The 14,400-nt window shown below is 61.3% G+C and carries 15 protein-coding genes; 14 read left to right on the top strand and 1 reads right to left on the bottom strand.

Annotation, left to right across the window (positions count from 1 at the left end; all coding sequences use genetic code 11):
• Window positions 1-11 precede the first annotated feature (11 nt).
• From AC2FJE_RS13585 to cobJ, 7 genes are read left to right on the top strand one after another with little or no spacing between them, the layout of a single operon-like run.
• Entirely contained in the window at window positions 12-401 is a 390-nt protein-coding gene (locus AC2FJE_RS13585; protein ID WP_496754670.1) for a DUF1636 family protein, read from the top strand.
• Entirely contained in the window at window positions 398-1,453 is a 1,056-nt protein-coding gene (gene cobW / locus AC2FJE_RS13590) for a cobalamin biosynthesis protein CobW (RefSeq protein WP_058274173.1), read from the top strand. Before AC2FJE_RS13585 ends, cobW begins: the two co-directional genes overlap by 4 nt.
• 3 nt (window positions 1,454-1,456) lie before the next feature.
• On the top strand, window positions 1,457-4,750 hold the full coding sequence (cobN, locus tag AC2FJE_RS13595) for a cobaltochelatase subunit CobN (RefSeq protein ID WP_496761048.1): 3,294 nt from the start codon (window positions 1,457-1,459) through the stop codon (window positions 4,748-4,750).
• Window positions 4,747-5,874, top strand: a complete 1,128-nt coding sequence (locus AC2FJE_RS13600) for a ferredoxin-like domain-containing protein (RefSeq protein WP_496754674.1) — start codon at window positions 4,747-4,749, stop codon at window positions 5,872-5,874. The genes cobN and AC2FJE_RS13600 overlap by 4 nt, the downstream gene beginning before the upstream one ends.
• On the top strand, window positions 5,874-6,503 hold the full coding sequence (locus AC2FJE_RS13605; protein WP_496761049.1) for a precorrin-8X methylmutase: 630 nt from the start codon (window positions 5,874-5,876) through the stop codon (window positions 6,501-6,503). The genes AC2FJE_RS13600 and AC2FJE_RS13605 overlap by 1 nt, the downstream gene beginning before the upstream one ends.
• Window positions 6,500-7,228: a precorrin-2 C(20)-methyltransferase gene (locus AC2FJE_RS13610; protein ID WP_496754677.1), complete on the top strand. Its 729-nt coding sequence runs from the start codon at window positions 6,500-6,502 to the stop codon at window positions 7,226-7,228. Before AC2FJE_RS13605 ends, AC2FJE_RS13610 begins: the two co-directional genes overlap by 4 nt.
• Window positions 7,225-7,977 (top strand): precorrin-3B C(17)-methyltransferase, encoded by a 753-nt coding sequence (gene cobJ, locus AC2FJE_RS13615; RefSeq protein ID WP_496761050.1) that lies wholly within the window; start codon window positions 7,225-7,227, stop codon window positions 7,975-7,977. Before AC2FJE_RS13610 ends, cobJ begins: the two co-directional genes overlap by 4 nt.
• Here cobJ and AC2FJE_RS13620 read toward each other — a convergent pair.
• On the bottom strand, window positions 7,950-8,699 hold the full coding sequence (locus AC2FJE_RS13620; RefSeq protein ID WP_496761051.1) for a cobalt-precorrin-6A reductase: 750 nt from the start codon (window positions 8,697-8,699) through the stop codon (window positions 7,950-7,952). The genes cobJ and AC2FJE_RS13620 overlap by 28 nt on opposite strands.
• Between AC2FJE_RS13620 and cbiE the strand changes: the two genes are divergently transcribed.
• From cbiE to AC2FJE_RS13655, 7 genes are all read left to right on the top strand, one after another.
• A complete protein-coding gene (gene cbiE / locus AC2FJE_RS13625; protein WP_496761052.1) occupies window positions 8,698-9,897 on the top strand; it encodes a precorrin-6y C5,15-methyltransferase (decarboxylating) subunit CbiE in 1,200 nt (399 codons plus the stop codon). The genes AC2FJE_RS13620 and cbiE overlap by 2 nt on opposite strands.
• Window positions 9,894-10,262, top strand: coding sequence for a cobalamin biosynthesis protein (locus AC2FJE_RS13630; RefSeq protein ID WP_109313944.1), 369 nt, complete (start codon window positions 9,894-9,896; stop codon window positions 10,260-10,262). Before cbiE ends, AC2FJE_RS13630 begins: the two co-directional genes overlap by 4 nt.
• On the top strand, window positions 10,259-11,053 hold the full coding sequence (cobM, locus tag AC2FJE_RS13635) for a precorrin-4 C(11)-methyltransferase (RefSeq protein WP_058274182.1): 795 nt from the start codon (window positions 10,259-10,261) through the stop codon (window positions 11,051-11,053). Before AC2FJE_RS13630 ends, cobM begins: the two co-directional genes overlap by 4 nt.
• The gene (locus AC2FJE_RS13640) at window positions 11,046-12,374 is read left to right on the top strand and encodes a cobyrinic acid a,c-diamide synthase CobB (protein WP_496697018.1); all 1,329 of its coding nucleotides are present in this window, start codon (window positions 11,046-11,048) and stop codon (window positions 12,372-12,374) included. The genes cobM and AC2FJE_RS13640 overlap by 8 nt, the downstream gene beginning before the upstream one ends.
• A complete protein-coding gene (gene cobA, locus AC2FJE_RS13645; protein ID WP_496754686.1) occupies window positions 12,371-13,099 on the top strand; it encodes a uroporphyrinogen-III C-methyltransferase in 729 nt (242 codons plus the stop codon). Before AC2FJE_RS13640 ends, cobA begins: the two co-directional genes overlap by 4 nt.
• Window positions 13,092-13,835, top strand: coding sequence for a precorrin-6A synthase (deacetylating) (gene cobF, locus AC2FJE_RS13650; RefSeq protein ID WP_496761053.1), 744 nt, complete (start codon window positions 13,092-13,094; stop codon window positions 13,833-13,835). The genes cobA and cobF overlap by 8 nt, the downstream gene beginning before the upstream one ends.
• A gap of 100 nt (window positions 13,836-13,935) precedes the next feature.
• Window positions 13,936-14,394 (top strand): DUF302 domain-containing protein, encoded by a 459-nt coding sequence (locus AC2FJE_RS13655; protein ID WP_109313949.1) that lies wholly within the window; start codon window positions 13,936-13,938, stop codon window positions 14,392-14,394.
• Window positions 14,395-14,400 lie beyond the last annotated feature (6 nt).

Below are 14,400 nucleotides of genomic sequence, written 5' to 3' on the forward strand. Positions count from 1 at the left end.
GGATGAGGGGGATGAGAGACGTGACCGAGACCGCACCAGTCGAGTTGCTGGTCTGCACGACATGTCGCCGTGGGTTACCTATCGAAGATGACGCCCAGCGACCCGGCACTTTGCTGCATAAAGCACTTGAACAGGCTGGCTTGCCGGACGGCGTCGACCTGAAACCGGTGGAATGTCTGTCGAACTGTGATCAGGGATGCTCGATCGTTTTGCGTGGCGGCCCATCCCGATGGATCTTCGTTTATGAAAACCTCGACGAGACCGACCATGTCGAGACCATCGTTGAAGGCGTCACCAAGTATCTGGCCGCTGAAGACGGTCTGGTGAAATGGCGCGAACGCCCCGAACATTTCCGCAAAAACTGTGCGGCCCGCATTCCCCCGATTGGAGCCCTGAAATGAGCAACCTTGAAAAACTCCCCGTCACTGTGATCACCGGCTTTCTGGGCTCGGGCAAAACCACGCTGGTAAAGCACCTGATGCAGAATCCGCAGGGCAAGCGCCTGGCCGTTATCGTCAACGAATTTGGTGATGTGGGTGTGGATGGCGATATCCTGAAATCCTGCGCCATTCCGGATTGCCCGGCGGAAAACATCATGGAACTTGCCAATGGCTGCATCTGCTGCACCGTAGCCGATGATTTCATCCCGACCATTGAGGCGCTGATGGCGCTGGAGCCGCGCCCCGATCACATCCTGATCGAAACGTCCGGTCTTGCCCTGCCCAAACCGCTGCTCAAGGCGTTTGATTGGCCCGATATCCGCTCGAAAATCACCGTTGATGGTGTGATCGCTCTGGCGGACGCCGAGGCCGTCGCCGCTGGGCGTTTCGCACCAAATGTCGAAGCCGTGGACGCCCAGCGCCTGGCTGACGACTCGATCGACCACGAAACGCCTCTGTCCGAGGTGTTTGAGGACCAGATCTCGTGCGCCGACATCATCCTGCTGACAAAACCCGATCTGGCCGGTCCGGAAGGCGTTGCCAAAGCCAAACAGGTCATCGCGACTGAGGCTCCGCGCCCGCTGCCCGTGGTTGAGGTTGCCGAAGGCGCCGTTGACGTGCGTGTCGTGCTGGGCCTCGAAGCCGCCGCCGAGGATGACATGGACGCGCGCCCGTCGCATCACGACGGCCACCACGACCACGAACACGACGATTTCGAAAGCATCATCGTCGAGTTGCCCGAACAGACCGACCCGGCGGAACTGGTCGCCAATATCGAACGTCTGGCCAATGATCTGAACATTCTGCGCGTCAAAGGCTATGCCGCCGTTCAGGGCAAACCGATGCGTCTGCTGGTGCAGGCCGTTGGTGCCCGCGTACGTCACCAGTATGACCGGCCGTGGGAGCCCGGCGAAGAGCGCCGCTCGCGCCTGGTGGTCATTGCCGAGCATGACGACATCAATGAGGCCGCAATCCGCGATATCCTCGTGGGTGTGACCGAGGCCGCCGAGTAAGCCATGCACGTCGTCTTCCGCGAAAGCCACGGGTTAGAAGAGACCGAAACCCCGACCGATCTGGGTCAGAGCCCGGCGGATCTGGTGGTGCTGTCCTTTTCGGACAGCGACCTTGGCGCTTTCGCGGCAGGATGGCATCGCGGTGGCGGGTCCGAAGGTCGCATGCCGACGATGCGATTGGCCAATCTGACCGCGTTGAAACACCCGCTGTCTGTCGACACTTATGTCGAGCAAACGCTCGAGGGCGCCAAGGGCATTCTGATCCGTTTGATCGGCGGCGTCCCTTACTGGTCCTATGGCTTGCAGCAAGTTCTGGCGCTGGCACAGGCTAAAGGCATCGCGCTGGCCGTCCTACCCGCCGACGGGCGCGAGGATACTCGGCTGGATGGCTACTCCACCCTGCCCGTCTCGACCCTGCGGCGGCTTGCGCATCTCTGTGACACCGGCGGTGAAGTCGCGGCGCAAGCGGCTCTTGCCCAGATGGCGCTTGCGGCGGGTCTCTATGCCGGACCCGTGATGGGGGCCAAGACCCTGCCCGAATGCGGTGCATGGTGCCCGGATCGCGGCGTCATCCCGGCGGATAAAGCGTTCACCACCGACGCAAAGCGTATCTTGGTAACGTTCTACCGGGCTTACCTTACCTCGGCGGACACCGCCCCGGTCGCAACCTTGATCCGCAGCCTGCGCGCACGCGGGTTTGAGGCCGTCGGTCTGTTCGCTCCCTCGCTGAAAGCCCCGCTTGCCGCCGATTGGCTGCGCGAAAATGTCGTGGCGCTGAACCCGGCGGCGATCATTAATGCCACCTCTTTCTCGGGCAAGGGCGCATCCGGCACCTCTCCACTGGACGCCGCCAATGTGCCGGTGTTTCAGGTTGCTCTGGCCACCTCACGCCGCCAGGCTTGGGCCGAGGCGGAACGCGGTCTTTCGCCCGCTGATCTAGCGATGCATGTCGTCCTGCCCGAAGTGGACGGTCGGATCTCGGCAGGCATCGCCTCTTTCAAGGAACCGGGCAAGCGTGACCCGCATCTGGAGTATTCCCGTTTTGCCCACCGGGCCGAACCGGAACGGATCGAGGCTATCGTCGACAGGGTCACCGGCTGGTTGAACCTGAACGACAAGCCCAAAGGGGATCAGGTCCCCGCCTTGGTGCTGTCCACCTATCCCGGCAAAGACTGGCAGATGGCCCATGCGGTGGGCCTCGATGCTTTGGCCTCGGCCGAGGCGATGCTGGCCGACCTGCAGGGCGAAGGGTATGACACCGCTCCTGCCCAGCCGATTTCTGATACGTTGTTGGACGCGCGGATTACGTGGTCGCTTGGCGAATATCTTACTGCGCTGGCAGACTTGCCGGAACAACTGCGCGCAGGCCTCGAAACCGTCTGGGGCAAGCCCGAGGATGATCCGGCCTTTGCAGATGGCGCGTTCCACTTCACCGCCCTGCGCCGCGGCAAGGCGCTGGTCGCGTTGCAACCTGAACGCGGCACGCCCGAGTTGCGTGATGACGATTATCATGACCTGTCGCGTACCCCGCGCCACAGCTACGTGGCCTTCTACCTTTGGCTGCGCAAAGATCTTGGTGCGGATGCACTGATCCATATCGGCGCGCACGGTACGCTGGAATGGCTGCCAGGCAAATCTGTGGCGCTGTCCAACGAATGCTGGCCCGAGGTACTGATCGGCGATCTACCTGTCATCTACCCCTTCATCGTCAACGACCCTGGCGAGGCCGCGCAGGCCAAGCGCCGGATCGGGGCGGTCACACTCGGCCATATCCCACCGCCAATGAAGGAAAGCGGTACCCCGGATCGGATGGTTCGGCTGGAATCGCTGCTGGATGAGTTTTCGAATGCCGACGGGCTGGACCCCAAGCGCCGCGATCGCCTGCAAGAAGATATTCGGGACGAAGCGCAAGCCATCGGGCTGGAGAACGACCTCGGTCTCGATCAGGCCACCTGCATCGCCGAGGCGATCACCCGAATCGATCGTTTCGTTTGTGACATCAAGGAAAGCCAGTTCGGAGACGGGCTGCATATCTTTGGACGTGTGCCCGAAGCCACTGCCAATTTTGACACGGCTCCTTCTACCCATGCCGAACGCACGGCATTGATCGACGCGCTAGCAGGCAAACGGATCGAGGCAGGCCCGTCCGGGTCCCCCTACCGCGGACGGTCAGACGTCCTGCCCACCGGGCGCAATCTGTATACCACCGATCCGCGCTCAGTCCCCACCCGTGCGGCCTATACCCAAGGCGTAAAGCTGGCTGAAGAATTGGTGCGGCGACACCTGCAGGAAGAGGGCGATTATCCCAAGGGGCTGATCGTTGATCTCTGGGGTTCAGCCACGATGCGCACGGCGGGCGAAGAGTTTGCCATGGCGCTGCACTTGCTGGGCGTCAAACCCGTTTGGGACAAAGGGTCCGAGCGGGTGTCGGGCATCGAAGTGCTACCCATCACTGACCTCAGTCGCCCACGTCTGGACGTGACCTTGCGCGTCTCAGGCCTGTTCCGTGATGTGTTCCCGACCCTTTCAGCGCTTTATGGTCAAGCTGTTCGCGCGTTGTCGGATCGCGACGAAGCCCCGGACTGGAACCCATATGCCGGGCAGGCCCCGGCAGCGCGCGTCTTTGGTCCGGCACCGGGCAGCTATGGCGTGAACATGACCCAGCTGTCCGAAATCTATACGGATGAGGCCCGCGCGCAGGCGGGTGAAGCATGGCTTGAGGCCAGCTCTTTCGCTTTGGAAGGCGAACACATCACACAGGACATGGACGGCATTACCCAACGGGTCACGAATGCCGACAGTTTCGTGCACCTGCAGGATCTGACCGAAACCGATCTGCTGTTGGCCAATGACTACGCGACGCATGAGGCCGGTTTCGCCGCCGCCAAGACAGTCACCGGTGGCACTGCGAAGCTATACCATCTGGACAACACCAACCCGGATAACCCGCGCGCCCGAACGCTGCCTGAAGAAATCAGCCGTGTCGTTCACGCCCGTGCCGCCAACCCGAACTGGATCGCAGGCATGCAAAGGCATGGCTTCCGGGGCGCTGCGGAAATAGCGGCGACGCTGGATCACATGGCCTCTTTCGCCCATCTGTCAGGCACGGTCGCGCCGCATCTGTTCGACCTCTATCACGACGCCACTTTGGGCGACGCCGAGGTCGACGCATTTTTGCAAGAGGCCAACCCGCGCGCGTATCAGGCGATGCAGGACAGGTTCCGCGCGTTGTTGGACGCGGGCCTTTGGAACACCCGCCGCAACTCAATCCGGGCCGATCTGGAGGGGCTGGGATGAGCGCCCCGGTCGTTCAGGGTTGGTGCCCCGGCGCGCATCGGCCGATGATGTCGGGCGATGGACTGGTGGTTCGGGTGCGCCCGCGTCTGGCCCGTTTGAGCGCCGAACAAACACGTGGTCTTTGTGAGTTGGCCGAGCGATTTGGCAATGGCACGATCGACCTGACCAACCGCGCCAATTTACAGCTGCGCGGGGTAAAAGAAGACGATCATCAAGCGTTGCTGGCCGAGCTGGCCGCGCTGAACCTTTTGGACGCTGAGCCGGGTATTGAAGTGCGCCGCAATATCTTGGTGTCGCCCCTGTACCGATCAGGTGACCGAACTGCGCGGCTGACCCAGGAACTGATCGACCGGCTGGAGGAATTGCCGACGCTGCCCGCCAAATTCGGCTTTGCCATCGACACTGGCCCCAAGCGCCTGTTGGCGGCGGATTCGGCCGATATCCGGGTCGAGGCAGGCATTGATGGCCTCATCCTGCGCGCCGACGGGGCCATGACCGGCTGCCGAGTCACAGAAACCAACGCGATTAACCGCCTTATCGCTCTGGCCGAATGGTTTTCTAAGCGTTTCACGCCGGAAACCCGCCGCATGGCGCGGGTGGTCGCGACGCAGGAATTGCCTGCGGAATGGCAAGGCAGCGCGCCCGGTGACATCGGCGCACCCCCGCAACCCGGCGAGTGCGATCTGGGTGCGCTTTACGGGGCCGCGTTCGGGCAATTGCCTGCGCGGCAGCTCTTAGACCTTGTTATGAACAGCGGAGCCACTGCCCTGCGCGTCACTCCGTGGCGACTGATCCTGCTGGAAGGTGGGGCGGCGATACAAGCACCGGACTTTGTCATAGATGGCACCGACCCGCTGATGACAACCGACGCCTGCCCCGGCGCACCGTTCTGCCCGCAAGCACAGGTGGAAACCCGCGAAGTAGCCCGCGTCTTAGCCGCCCAAATCCCAGGAAGTTTGCATGTATCCGGTTGCGCCAAAGGCTGTGCCCGTATGGGTCCGGCAAATGTCACACTGGTCGGCAACGACGGACGATTTGATCTTGTCAAAAACGGTCGCGCGGGGGATGAGCCCTCCCAACGCGGGCTGACACCCGAAACACTTATGACTATGGACCTCACCTGATGCCCTATGAATACGAAACCGACGGCGCAGCGATCTATAAGCAAAGCTTTGCCACAATCCGGTCCGAGGCCGATCTGGCGCGTTTTGACGCTGATGAAGAGCAGGTTGCGGTTCGCATGATCCACGCCGCCGGAATGGTCGGTCTGGAAGAATTCGTACATTTTTCACCTGGTTTCGTGCCAGCCGCACGGACCGCGTTGGAGAATGGCGCGCCTATCCTGTGCGACGCCCGGATGGTCAGCGAAGGCGTGACCCGGTTCCGCCTTCCCGCCGAAAACCCGGTGATCTGCACCCTGTATGACGAGCGCGTGCGCCCGTTGGCAGCTGAGATGAGCAACACCCGCTCTGCCGCCGCGCTGGAGCTGTGGCGCCCGCATCTGGAAGGCGCTCTGGTCGCTATCGGCAATGCGCCGACCGCGCTATTTCACCTGCTGAATATGCTGGAAGACCCCGACTGCCCGCGCCCGGCCGCCATCATCGGCTGCCCGGTGGGCTTTGTCGGTGCCGTCGAATCCAAGGACGCATTGTGGGAGGCCCAGCCTGTACCATCTTGCATCGTCAAAGGCCGTCTGGGCGGCAGCGCCATCACCGTCGCCGCAATCAACGCCATTGCGAGCCGCACCGAATGAGCGTCGGCAAGATATACGGCGTAGGCCTTGGTCCCGGTGATCCGGACCTGATGAGCGTGCGGGCCGACCGCCTGCTCCGCAATGCACGTCACGTCGCGTTCTTTCGCAAGCCTGGTCGCAGCGGTCAGGCACGCAAGATCGTCAATGGGATGATCCCGGACAGCGCAGTTGAGTTTCCCATGGAATACCCTGTCACTACGGAAATTCCGCTGGCTGATCCGCGCTATAACGAACTGCTCTCGGCCTTTTACAAAGACTGCGCCGCGCATCTCAAAGCCCTATCGGATCAGGGTGAGGATGTGGTGGTTCTGTGTGAGGGTGATCCGTTTTTCTATGGGTCTTTCATGCATCTTTACAGCCGCTTGCGCGATCAGGCTGATGTAGAGGTCGTGCCAGCCATTACCGGCATGTCCGGCGCATGGACAGCAACGGGTAACCCGATCACCTGGGGCGATGATGTGCTGACAGTACTGGTCGGCACCCTGCCCGAAGAAGATCTGGCAATTCGCATGGCGCAGACCGACGCGTTGGTTGTCATGAAAATCGGACGCAATATCGACAAGGTGAAGCGCGCGCTAAAAACAGCCGGTCTGTATGACCGCGCATGGATCGTCGAGTTTGCACAGATGCCGAACCAGGTGGTGACGAAACTGTCAGAGGCATGCGAAAAGGTTACGCCCTATTTCTCGATCATCATCGTGCATGGTCAGGGACGGCGGCCATGAGCGGTTGGGTCAAGATTGCGGGCCTGGGGCCTGGTAACGAAGATCTCGTAACCCCCGAGGTTTCAGCTGCGTTGACGGATGCCACGGACGTGGTCGGGTACATCCCCTATGTCGCGCGCGTGGCCGAGCTCCCTGGTTTGACGCTGCATGCCAGCGACAACCGGGTCGAGATCGACCGATCCCAACACGCATTGCAGATGGCGGCTGAGGGGAAACGGGTGGTCGTCGTATCTTCTGGCGACCCCGGTGTGTTCGCCATGGCGGCGGCCGTGTTCGAAGCCCTAGAGAACGGTCCCTCCGAGTGGCGTAACATTCCCATAGATGTCCTACCCGGCATAACAGCGATGCTGGCGGCATCCGCGCGGGCCGGGGCACCGCTGGGTCATGATTTCTGTGCCATCAACCTCAGCGACAATCTGAAACCCTGGTCGCTGGTTGAAAAACGTCTTCGCCTAGCAGCGCAGGCGGATTTCGCGATGGCGTTTTATAACCCGCGCTCGAAATCCCGCCCGGAAGGCTTTGTAAAAACACTGGAAATCCTACGCGAAGAATGCGAGCCCGAGCGCCTGATCCTGTTCGCGCGTGCCGTATCCCGCGCGGATGAGGCGATCCGGATTTCAACACTGGCCGAGGCGACGCCTGACATGGCTGACATGCAAACCGTCGTCATTGTCGGGTCATCCCTGACGCGCGTCATCAACCGTGACAGCGCGCCGATCGTCTATACCCCGAGGTTCACCCCGGAATGAGCCAACCAGTCCAGAACCTGCGTCACGTTCGACAATTCGGTCCTTTGCGGAAGGGTCGGCCTGTCGATCATCAGCACCGGTACGCCCAGAGCGCGCGCGGCATCCAGCTTTGCGCGTGCACCGTTGCCGCCAGAGTTCTTGGACACAACCAGTTCAATTCCATGCTGCAGCATCAGCGCCCGGTCCCCTGCTTCAGTGAAAGGTCCGCGCGACACGATCGCCTCGCAATCGGGCAGCGGCAGTGCATCCGGTTCATCCACCAGCCTCAGCAAGAAGTGATGTTGGGGCTGAGCCGCGAAATCTTCAAGATGCAGGCGGCCAACGGCCAGAAAAACGCGCCGTTTTGGACCGCTCAAGGCGGTAACCGCCGCGCCTATATCAGAAACGTGCTGCCAACGATCTTCGTCCTGCGCGCACCATGCCGGGCGCGTCAAAGCGACCAGGGGCACCCCGGCCTCGCGACACGCAGAAATGGCGTTTGTGCTCATTTGCGCGGCAAAGGGATGGGTGGCATCGACTACATGAGTGATCGCGTGGTCCGTCAGGTAACGGGTCAGGCCTTCGACGCCGCCGAACCCTCCAACACGCACTGGCAGGGGCTGCGGTCTTGGATTGTCTACCCGACCGGCATAGGAATAGGTTGCCGGGATGCCCTGATCGGCCAAGGTTTTGGCCAGTGCATTGGCCTCGGTCGTGCCACCAAGGATCAGGAGGTTGGTCATGCATGAAGCTCCGTGGCTAAGCGTTTTGGGCTTGGGCGAAGATGGACTGGATGGCCTGTCACCCGCAAGTCGTCAAGTACTGGAGCGTGCCGAAATCATCATGGGCCCGCCGCGCCATTTGTCACTGATCCCCGACACAGGCGCACAGCGCGTAGATTGGCCCGTGCCTTTTACCGACGGCCTGCCGATCCTGACCGGGTTTCGCGGACACCCAACGGTTGTTCTGGCCTCGGGCGATCCGTTCTGGTTCGGCGCGGGCTCGGTAATCGCGCGCAACTTCGACGCCGGAGAATGGACCGCCCATCCGGGTCAGTCCACGTTCTCGCTGGCTGCGGCACGTCTGGGCTGGCCGTTGGAAAGCACGCAGACATTCGGTCTGCACGCCGCCCCGCTGACTCGTCTGCGCCCGCATCTTTCGCCTGGATTGCGCGCCATCCTGCTGCTGCGCAACGGCGCTGCGGTGGCCGAGCTTGCGACATATCTGAACGAAACTGGCTTTGCCGATACGCAATTGCATGTCATGGAAGCCCTTGGCGGCCCCCGCGAACGGTCGCGCAGCGTGTCGCTGACCGAAGCCCTGCTGGGCGGGTTCGACCATCCAGTCTGCGTTGGGCTTGAAGTTGCGGGTGAAGGAAAGGCGCTGCCCAAGGCCTCGGGTAAGCCGGATGATATCTTCGAGAATGATGGCCAGATCACCAAACGCCCCGTGCGGGCGCTGACCCTGTCGGCACTGGCCCCCAAGCGCGGCGAGCATCTGTGGGATATCGGCGGCGGCACCGGCTCGATCAGCATCGAGTGGCTGATGTGCGACTCGACCCTGACCGCAACCACGATCGAACCCCTCGAGGATCGCGCGGACCGCATTCGCCGAAATGCCGACACGTTAGGGCAAGACCGGCTGCAAGTTGTGCATGGCACAGCGCCAACCGCACTGGACGGCCTTGGGTTTCCGGATGTGGTATTCATCGGCGGCGGCCTGAGTACCGAATTGCTGAATTGGCTGCACGCCGCCCTGCCCGTCGGCACCAGGTTGGTCGCCAATGCTGTGACGCTGGAAAGCGAAGCCTTACTGGCGCAATGGCACGAAAAACTAGGCGGAGAACTTTTGCGTATCGAACTGGCGCAGGCTTCGGCACTGGGGCCTCGGCGTGGTTGGAAATCCGCATATCCGGTGGTGCAGTGGAGCGTAATCCTATGATCATCGCAGGTTTGGGGTTTTCATCAACTGCGACTGTGGACAGCCTGCGCGCTGTATTTGAGCGGGCCAGCGTTGGGCAAAACGTCGACGCGCTGGCCACTGTTGCCGACAAGGAAGGTCACGCCGCGCTGTCCGAGTTTGCCGCAGAGACCGCCCTGCCCCTGCATTTCATTGCTGCTGCCGATCTGGCGGGACAGCGCACTCTCACCTGCTCGAACCGCAGCCGTGCCACCTATGGCACCGGCAGCGTAGCCGAAGCATCCGCCCTTGCCGCTGCCGGAACAGGCGCGCGGCTGACCTCACCCAGACAGATTTCGGACGACCGGCTTGCAACCTGCGCCGTCGCCATCGGAGGACAAACATGACCGTTCATTTCATCGGCGCCGGACCCGGCGCTGCCGACCTTCTGACCCTGCGGGGGCGTGATATCATCGCGTCGTGCCCGGTGTGCCTGTATGCAGGATCGCTGGTGCCCGAAGAGATTCTGGCCCACTGCCCCGAGGGCGCAAAGATCATCAACACCGCGCCAATGGATCTGGATCAGATCATGGCCGAGATTGAGGCAGCGCATAAGGCTGGCAATGACATTGCACGTCTGCATTCCGGCGACCTGTCGGTTTGGTCGGCAATGGGTGAACAGATCCGGCGATTGAAGGAGATGGGCATTCCGGTCAGCGTGACCCCCGGTGTACCATCGTTCGCCGCAGCGGCTGCATCGCTGGGAACGGAACTGACCTTGCCCGGATTGGCGCAATCTGTGGTCCTGACCCGGACGCCCGGCCGCGCATCTTCAATGCCCGAAGGCGAAACTCTTGAGAACTTTGCCCGTACCGGCGCAACTCTGGCCATTCACCTGTCGATCGGAAATCTGGACAACGTGATCGCGGACCTTACCCCGGCCTATGGAGCAGACTGCCCAGTGGCAGTGGTATATCGCGCCAGCTGGCCGGACGAACGGATCATTCGCGCCACGTTGGCGACCCTGAAAGACGCACTGGACGAGAGTATCTCTCGCACCGCTCTGATCATGGTTGGCCCGGCACTTGCAGGCGAAGGCTTTGCCGAAAGCTGTCTCTATTCAAAAGATTACGACCGCCGGTACCGCCCGCAAAGCGCGGACAGTCCATGGTCAAGCTGGAGCCCCGAGAATGAATGACGGGATGACCAACCCTCCGGGGTTACTGATTTCTGCGCCGTCTTCCGGGACAGGCAAAACCACCGTCATGCTGGGTCTTCTGCGTGCGCTTGCCGAGGATGGCCTGACGGTGCAACCGTTCAAGAGCGGACCGGACTATATCGATCCAGCCTTTCACCGTGCCGCAGCCGGACGCGCCTCGTTCAACCTAGACAGCTGGGCGATGGCCGATCCGATGCTGAACGCGATTTCTGCCCAGGCCGAAGGCGCGGATATCGTCGTGGCCGAAGGTTCGATGGGCCTGTTCGACGGCGTTGCCAAGCCCGGAGAGCTTGGGCACGGATCAAGCGCGGAAACCGCGCAGCGTATGGGATGGCCTGTGGTCCTGGTGCTGGATGTGGGCGGTCAGGCCCAATCTGCGGCGGCCACTGCGCTGGGATTTCGGATGTACAATCCCGACCTGCCCTTTGCCGGTGTGATCCTGAACCGCTGCGCCAGCCCACGCCACGAACGCCTGACCCGGTTGGGTATGGAGCGAGCAGGATTGCCGGTTCTGGGCGTGTTGCCCCGGCGTGGAGATCTGACCCTGCCCGAGCGGCATCTTGGTTTGATTCAGGCGGTCGAGCACCCGGATCTGGAAAGCGCGATTGCCGGTTACGCCACATTCCTGCGCGAGCATGTGGATCTTGAGGCGATCAAGGCGGCGGCTTCCTCAGGCCCCAAGGGGCCATCGTCAGCCGCGCTGCCGCGGCCTCCGGCACAGCGGATCGCGCTTGCACGAGATGCGGCGTTTTCGTTCACCTACCCGCATTTGCTGGAAGGCTGGCGCGCGGCGGGGGCGGAAATCCTGCCGTTTTCACCGCTGGCAAATGAAGCCCCGGCTGCGGATGCCGATCTGGTCTGGTTGCCCGGTGGCTACCCTGAACTGCACGCGGGCACTTTGGCAGCTGCCGACGCATTCCTGAGCGGTCTGCGCAAACACGCGGAGACAAAGCCCGTTCATGGGGAATGCGGTGGGTATATGGCCTTGGGCGAAGCTCTGGTCGACAAGGAAGGGGGCCGGCATCAGATGGCAGGTCTGCTTGGGCTCGTGACCTCCTATGAGAAGCGAAAGTTCAATCTTGGGTATCGCAAGGCGCAATTGTTGGCCCCAATGGCAGGGTATGCCGCTGAAGCGACATTACGTGGCCATGAGTTTCATTATTCTTCGATCGTGGAACAACCCGATGCGCCTTTGGCCCGGGTGTTCGATGCTGAAGGGGTTGAGGGTCCACAAACCGGATCATTTCGGGGCAACGTGACCGGAACATTTTTTCATCTGATCGCAGAGGCGCAGGCATGAGCGGTTTCGTTTCGTTCATTGGCTCCGGTCCCGGGGATCCGGAACTGCTGACGCTTAAGGCCGTGGACCGGATGCAAAAGGCAGACGCAGTGCTGTTCGATGACCTCAGCAGTGGCCCAATCCTGAGCCATGCGCATCAGGACGCAGACCTTGTTGGCGTCGGCAAACGCGCCGGTCGCCCGTCACCGAAACAAGACCACGTCAGCCGCCTGTTGGTAGACTATGCCAAAACCGGTGCCCGCGTTGTGCGACTGAAATCCGGCGATGGCGGTCTGTTTGGACGTCTGGAAGAAGAACTGGTGGCGCTGCGCGAGGCCAGGATCGAATATGAGATTATCCCTGGCATCCCATCAGCGGTTGCCGCAGCAGCGGCGGCTGGCATTCCCCTGACGCGGCGACTCACGGCACGCCGCGTGCAATTCGTCACCGGCCACGATGTCAGTGGGGAGCTGCCCGATGATCTGAATTTGACCGCGCTTGCCGACCCAGATGCCACTACCGTTGTATTCATGGGCAAGCGCACATTTCCTTTGCTGGTCAAGATACTGAATGAACATGGCTTGCCGCTGGAAACACCGGCGCTGATGGCCGAATCCGTTTCGACCCCGGATCAGGTACTACTCCGATCCACGGTTGGTGAGTTGGCGGACAAGTTGGGCGCTGAGATCGGCACGGCCCCTGCCCTAATCCTTTACGGCCCGCTTGCAGAGACTGACGATGTTTGACCTGACCCTGATCGGTATTGGAACCGGCAATCCGGACCACCTGACGTTTCAAGGCGCTAGTGCCATTCGGGACGCAGACCTGATTCTGATCCCGCGCAAGGGCGAAAACAAGGCCGATCTGGCCGGGTTGCGGGAAGAGATTATCGCTCAGGTTAGCGATACCCCGCCACAGATCGCATATTTTGATATTCCCAAACGACGCGCCGATGATGGCTATCTGCGCGGCGTGGATGAATGGCACGATGCCATCGCTCTGCGGTGGCAGGAGGCGATCGCGGCGCATCGTGATGCAAAGCGGGTTGCCCTTTTGATCTGGGGCGATCCCTCGCTTTATGACAGTTCGCTGCGCATCGCCTCGCGGCTGCAACCCCAACCGGAGACGCGCGTAATCCCTGGTATCACTGCGCTTCAGGCGCTGACCGCGGCGCATGCGATACCGATTAACGATCTGGGCGCGCCGTATGTCGTGACCACCGGTCGGCGCATTCGCGATGAAGGCTGGCCGCTAAACGTTTCAAAAGTAGCTGTTATGCTGGACGGCGAGTGTTCATTTCAAAGCCTTGAGATGGTCGACTACGAAATCTGGTGGGGCGCTTATGTGGGGATGAAGGAAGAAATACTGATCCACGGTCCTTTGGCTGATATAGCGTTGCAGATTGTCGAAACGCGGGCAAAAGCGCGGGCGGATCATGGCTGGATCATGGACATTTATCTGCTGAAAAGGCGTGTGGACTGATCCGAAGGCAACTTCTGCGGCTGCTACCCACGGGATTGTGACTGCGCGAAATACGAGTTTCTGGCATCAATTTCGTACCCATACCCATGAGGACAGCACGATGAAGGCTATTTCGACCGTACTGTGTTTGCTGGCCCTTCCCGCGCTGGCGCAAGAACCGCTGCCGGGCTGGGCCGTTCACTTCACCGACAAAAGCTATGATGCTTTGGTCGCGGATACGAAGGCCGCTGTCAAAGAAAATGGTCTGATTGTTGTAACGCAGGCCGGGCCCACCAAGGCGGCGGCGGCCCGTGGCATCATTATTCCCGGAAACTTGGTAATCGGTGCCTTTAACAACGACTACGCGGTGCGGGTTCTGGAAACCTCGGTCAACGCAATGATCGAAGCGCCCATCCGATTCTACGTGACCGAGAATGCGGACGGCACGGCGACTTTGTCCTACAAAACCCCAAGCCACGTCTTTGCCCCCTATGCCCAGCAAGGCGGTGAGCCACTGCAAGAAATTGCGACGGAACTGGATGAAAAGTTTCAGGCAGTGGCGGAATCCGCAGTCAATTAGTCACAC

This window comes from Ruegeria sp. CDSC002 (assembly GCF_059610905.1).

Coding starts and splice junctions, on each gene's coding strand:
- AC2FJE_RS13585 (WP_496754670.1), top strand. CDS start 12: ATGAGAGACGTGACCGAGACCGCACCAGTCGAGTTGCTGGTCTGCACG.
- cobW (WP_058274173.1), top strand. CDS start 398: ATGAGCAACCTTGAAAAACTCCCCGTCACTGTGATCACCGGCTTTCTG.
- cobN (WP_496761048.1), top strand. CDS start 1,457: ATGCACGTCGTCTTCCGCGAAAGCCACGGGTTAGAAGAGACCGAAACC.
- AC2FJE_RS13600 (WP_496754674.1), top strand. CDS start 4,747: ATGAGCGCCCCGGTCGTTCAGGGTTGGTGCCCCGGCGCGCATCGGCCG.
- AC2FJE_RS13605 (WP_496761049.1), top strand. CDS start 5,874: ATGCCCTATGAATACGAAACCGACGGCGCAGCGATCTATAAGCAAAGC.
- AC2FJE_RS13610 (WP_496754677.1), top strand. CDS start 6,500: ATGAGCGTCGGCAAGATATACGGCGTAGGCCTTGGTCCCGGTGATCCG.
- cobJ (WP_496761050.1), top strand. CDS start 7,225: ATGAGCGGTTGGGTCAAGATTGCGGGCCTGGGGCCTGGTAACGAAGAT.
- cbiE (WP_496761052.1), top strand. CDS start 8,698: ATGCATGAAGCTCCGTGGCTAAGCGTTTTGGGCTTGGGCGAAGATGGA.
- AC2FJE_RS13620 (WP_496761051.1), bottom strand. CDS start 8,699: ATGACCAACCTCCTGATCCTTGGTGGCACGACCGAGGCCAATGCACTG.
- AC2FJE_RS13630 (WP_109313944.1), top strand. CDS start 9,894: ATGATCATCGCAGGTTTGGGGTTTTCATCAACTGCGACTGTGGACAGC.
- cobM (WP_058274182.1), top strand. CDS start 10,259: ATGACCGTTCATTTCATCGGCGCCGGACCCGGCGCTGCCGACCTTCTG.
- AC2FJE_RS13640 (WP_496697018.1), top strand. CDS start 11,046: ATGAATGACGGGATGACCAACCCTCCGGGGTTACTGATTTCTGCGCCG.
- cobA (WP_496754686.1), top strand. CDS start 12,371: ATGAGCGGTTTCGTTTCGTTCATTGGCTCCGGTCCCGGGGATCCGGAA.
- cobF (WP_496761053.1), top strand. CDS start 13,092: ATGTTTGACCTGACCCTGATCGGTATTGGAACCGGCAATCCGGACCAC.
- AC2FJE_RS13655 (WP_109313949.1), top strand. CDS start 13,936: ATGAAGGCTATTTCGACCGTACTGTGTTTGCTGGCCCTTCCCGCGCTG.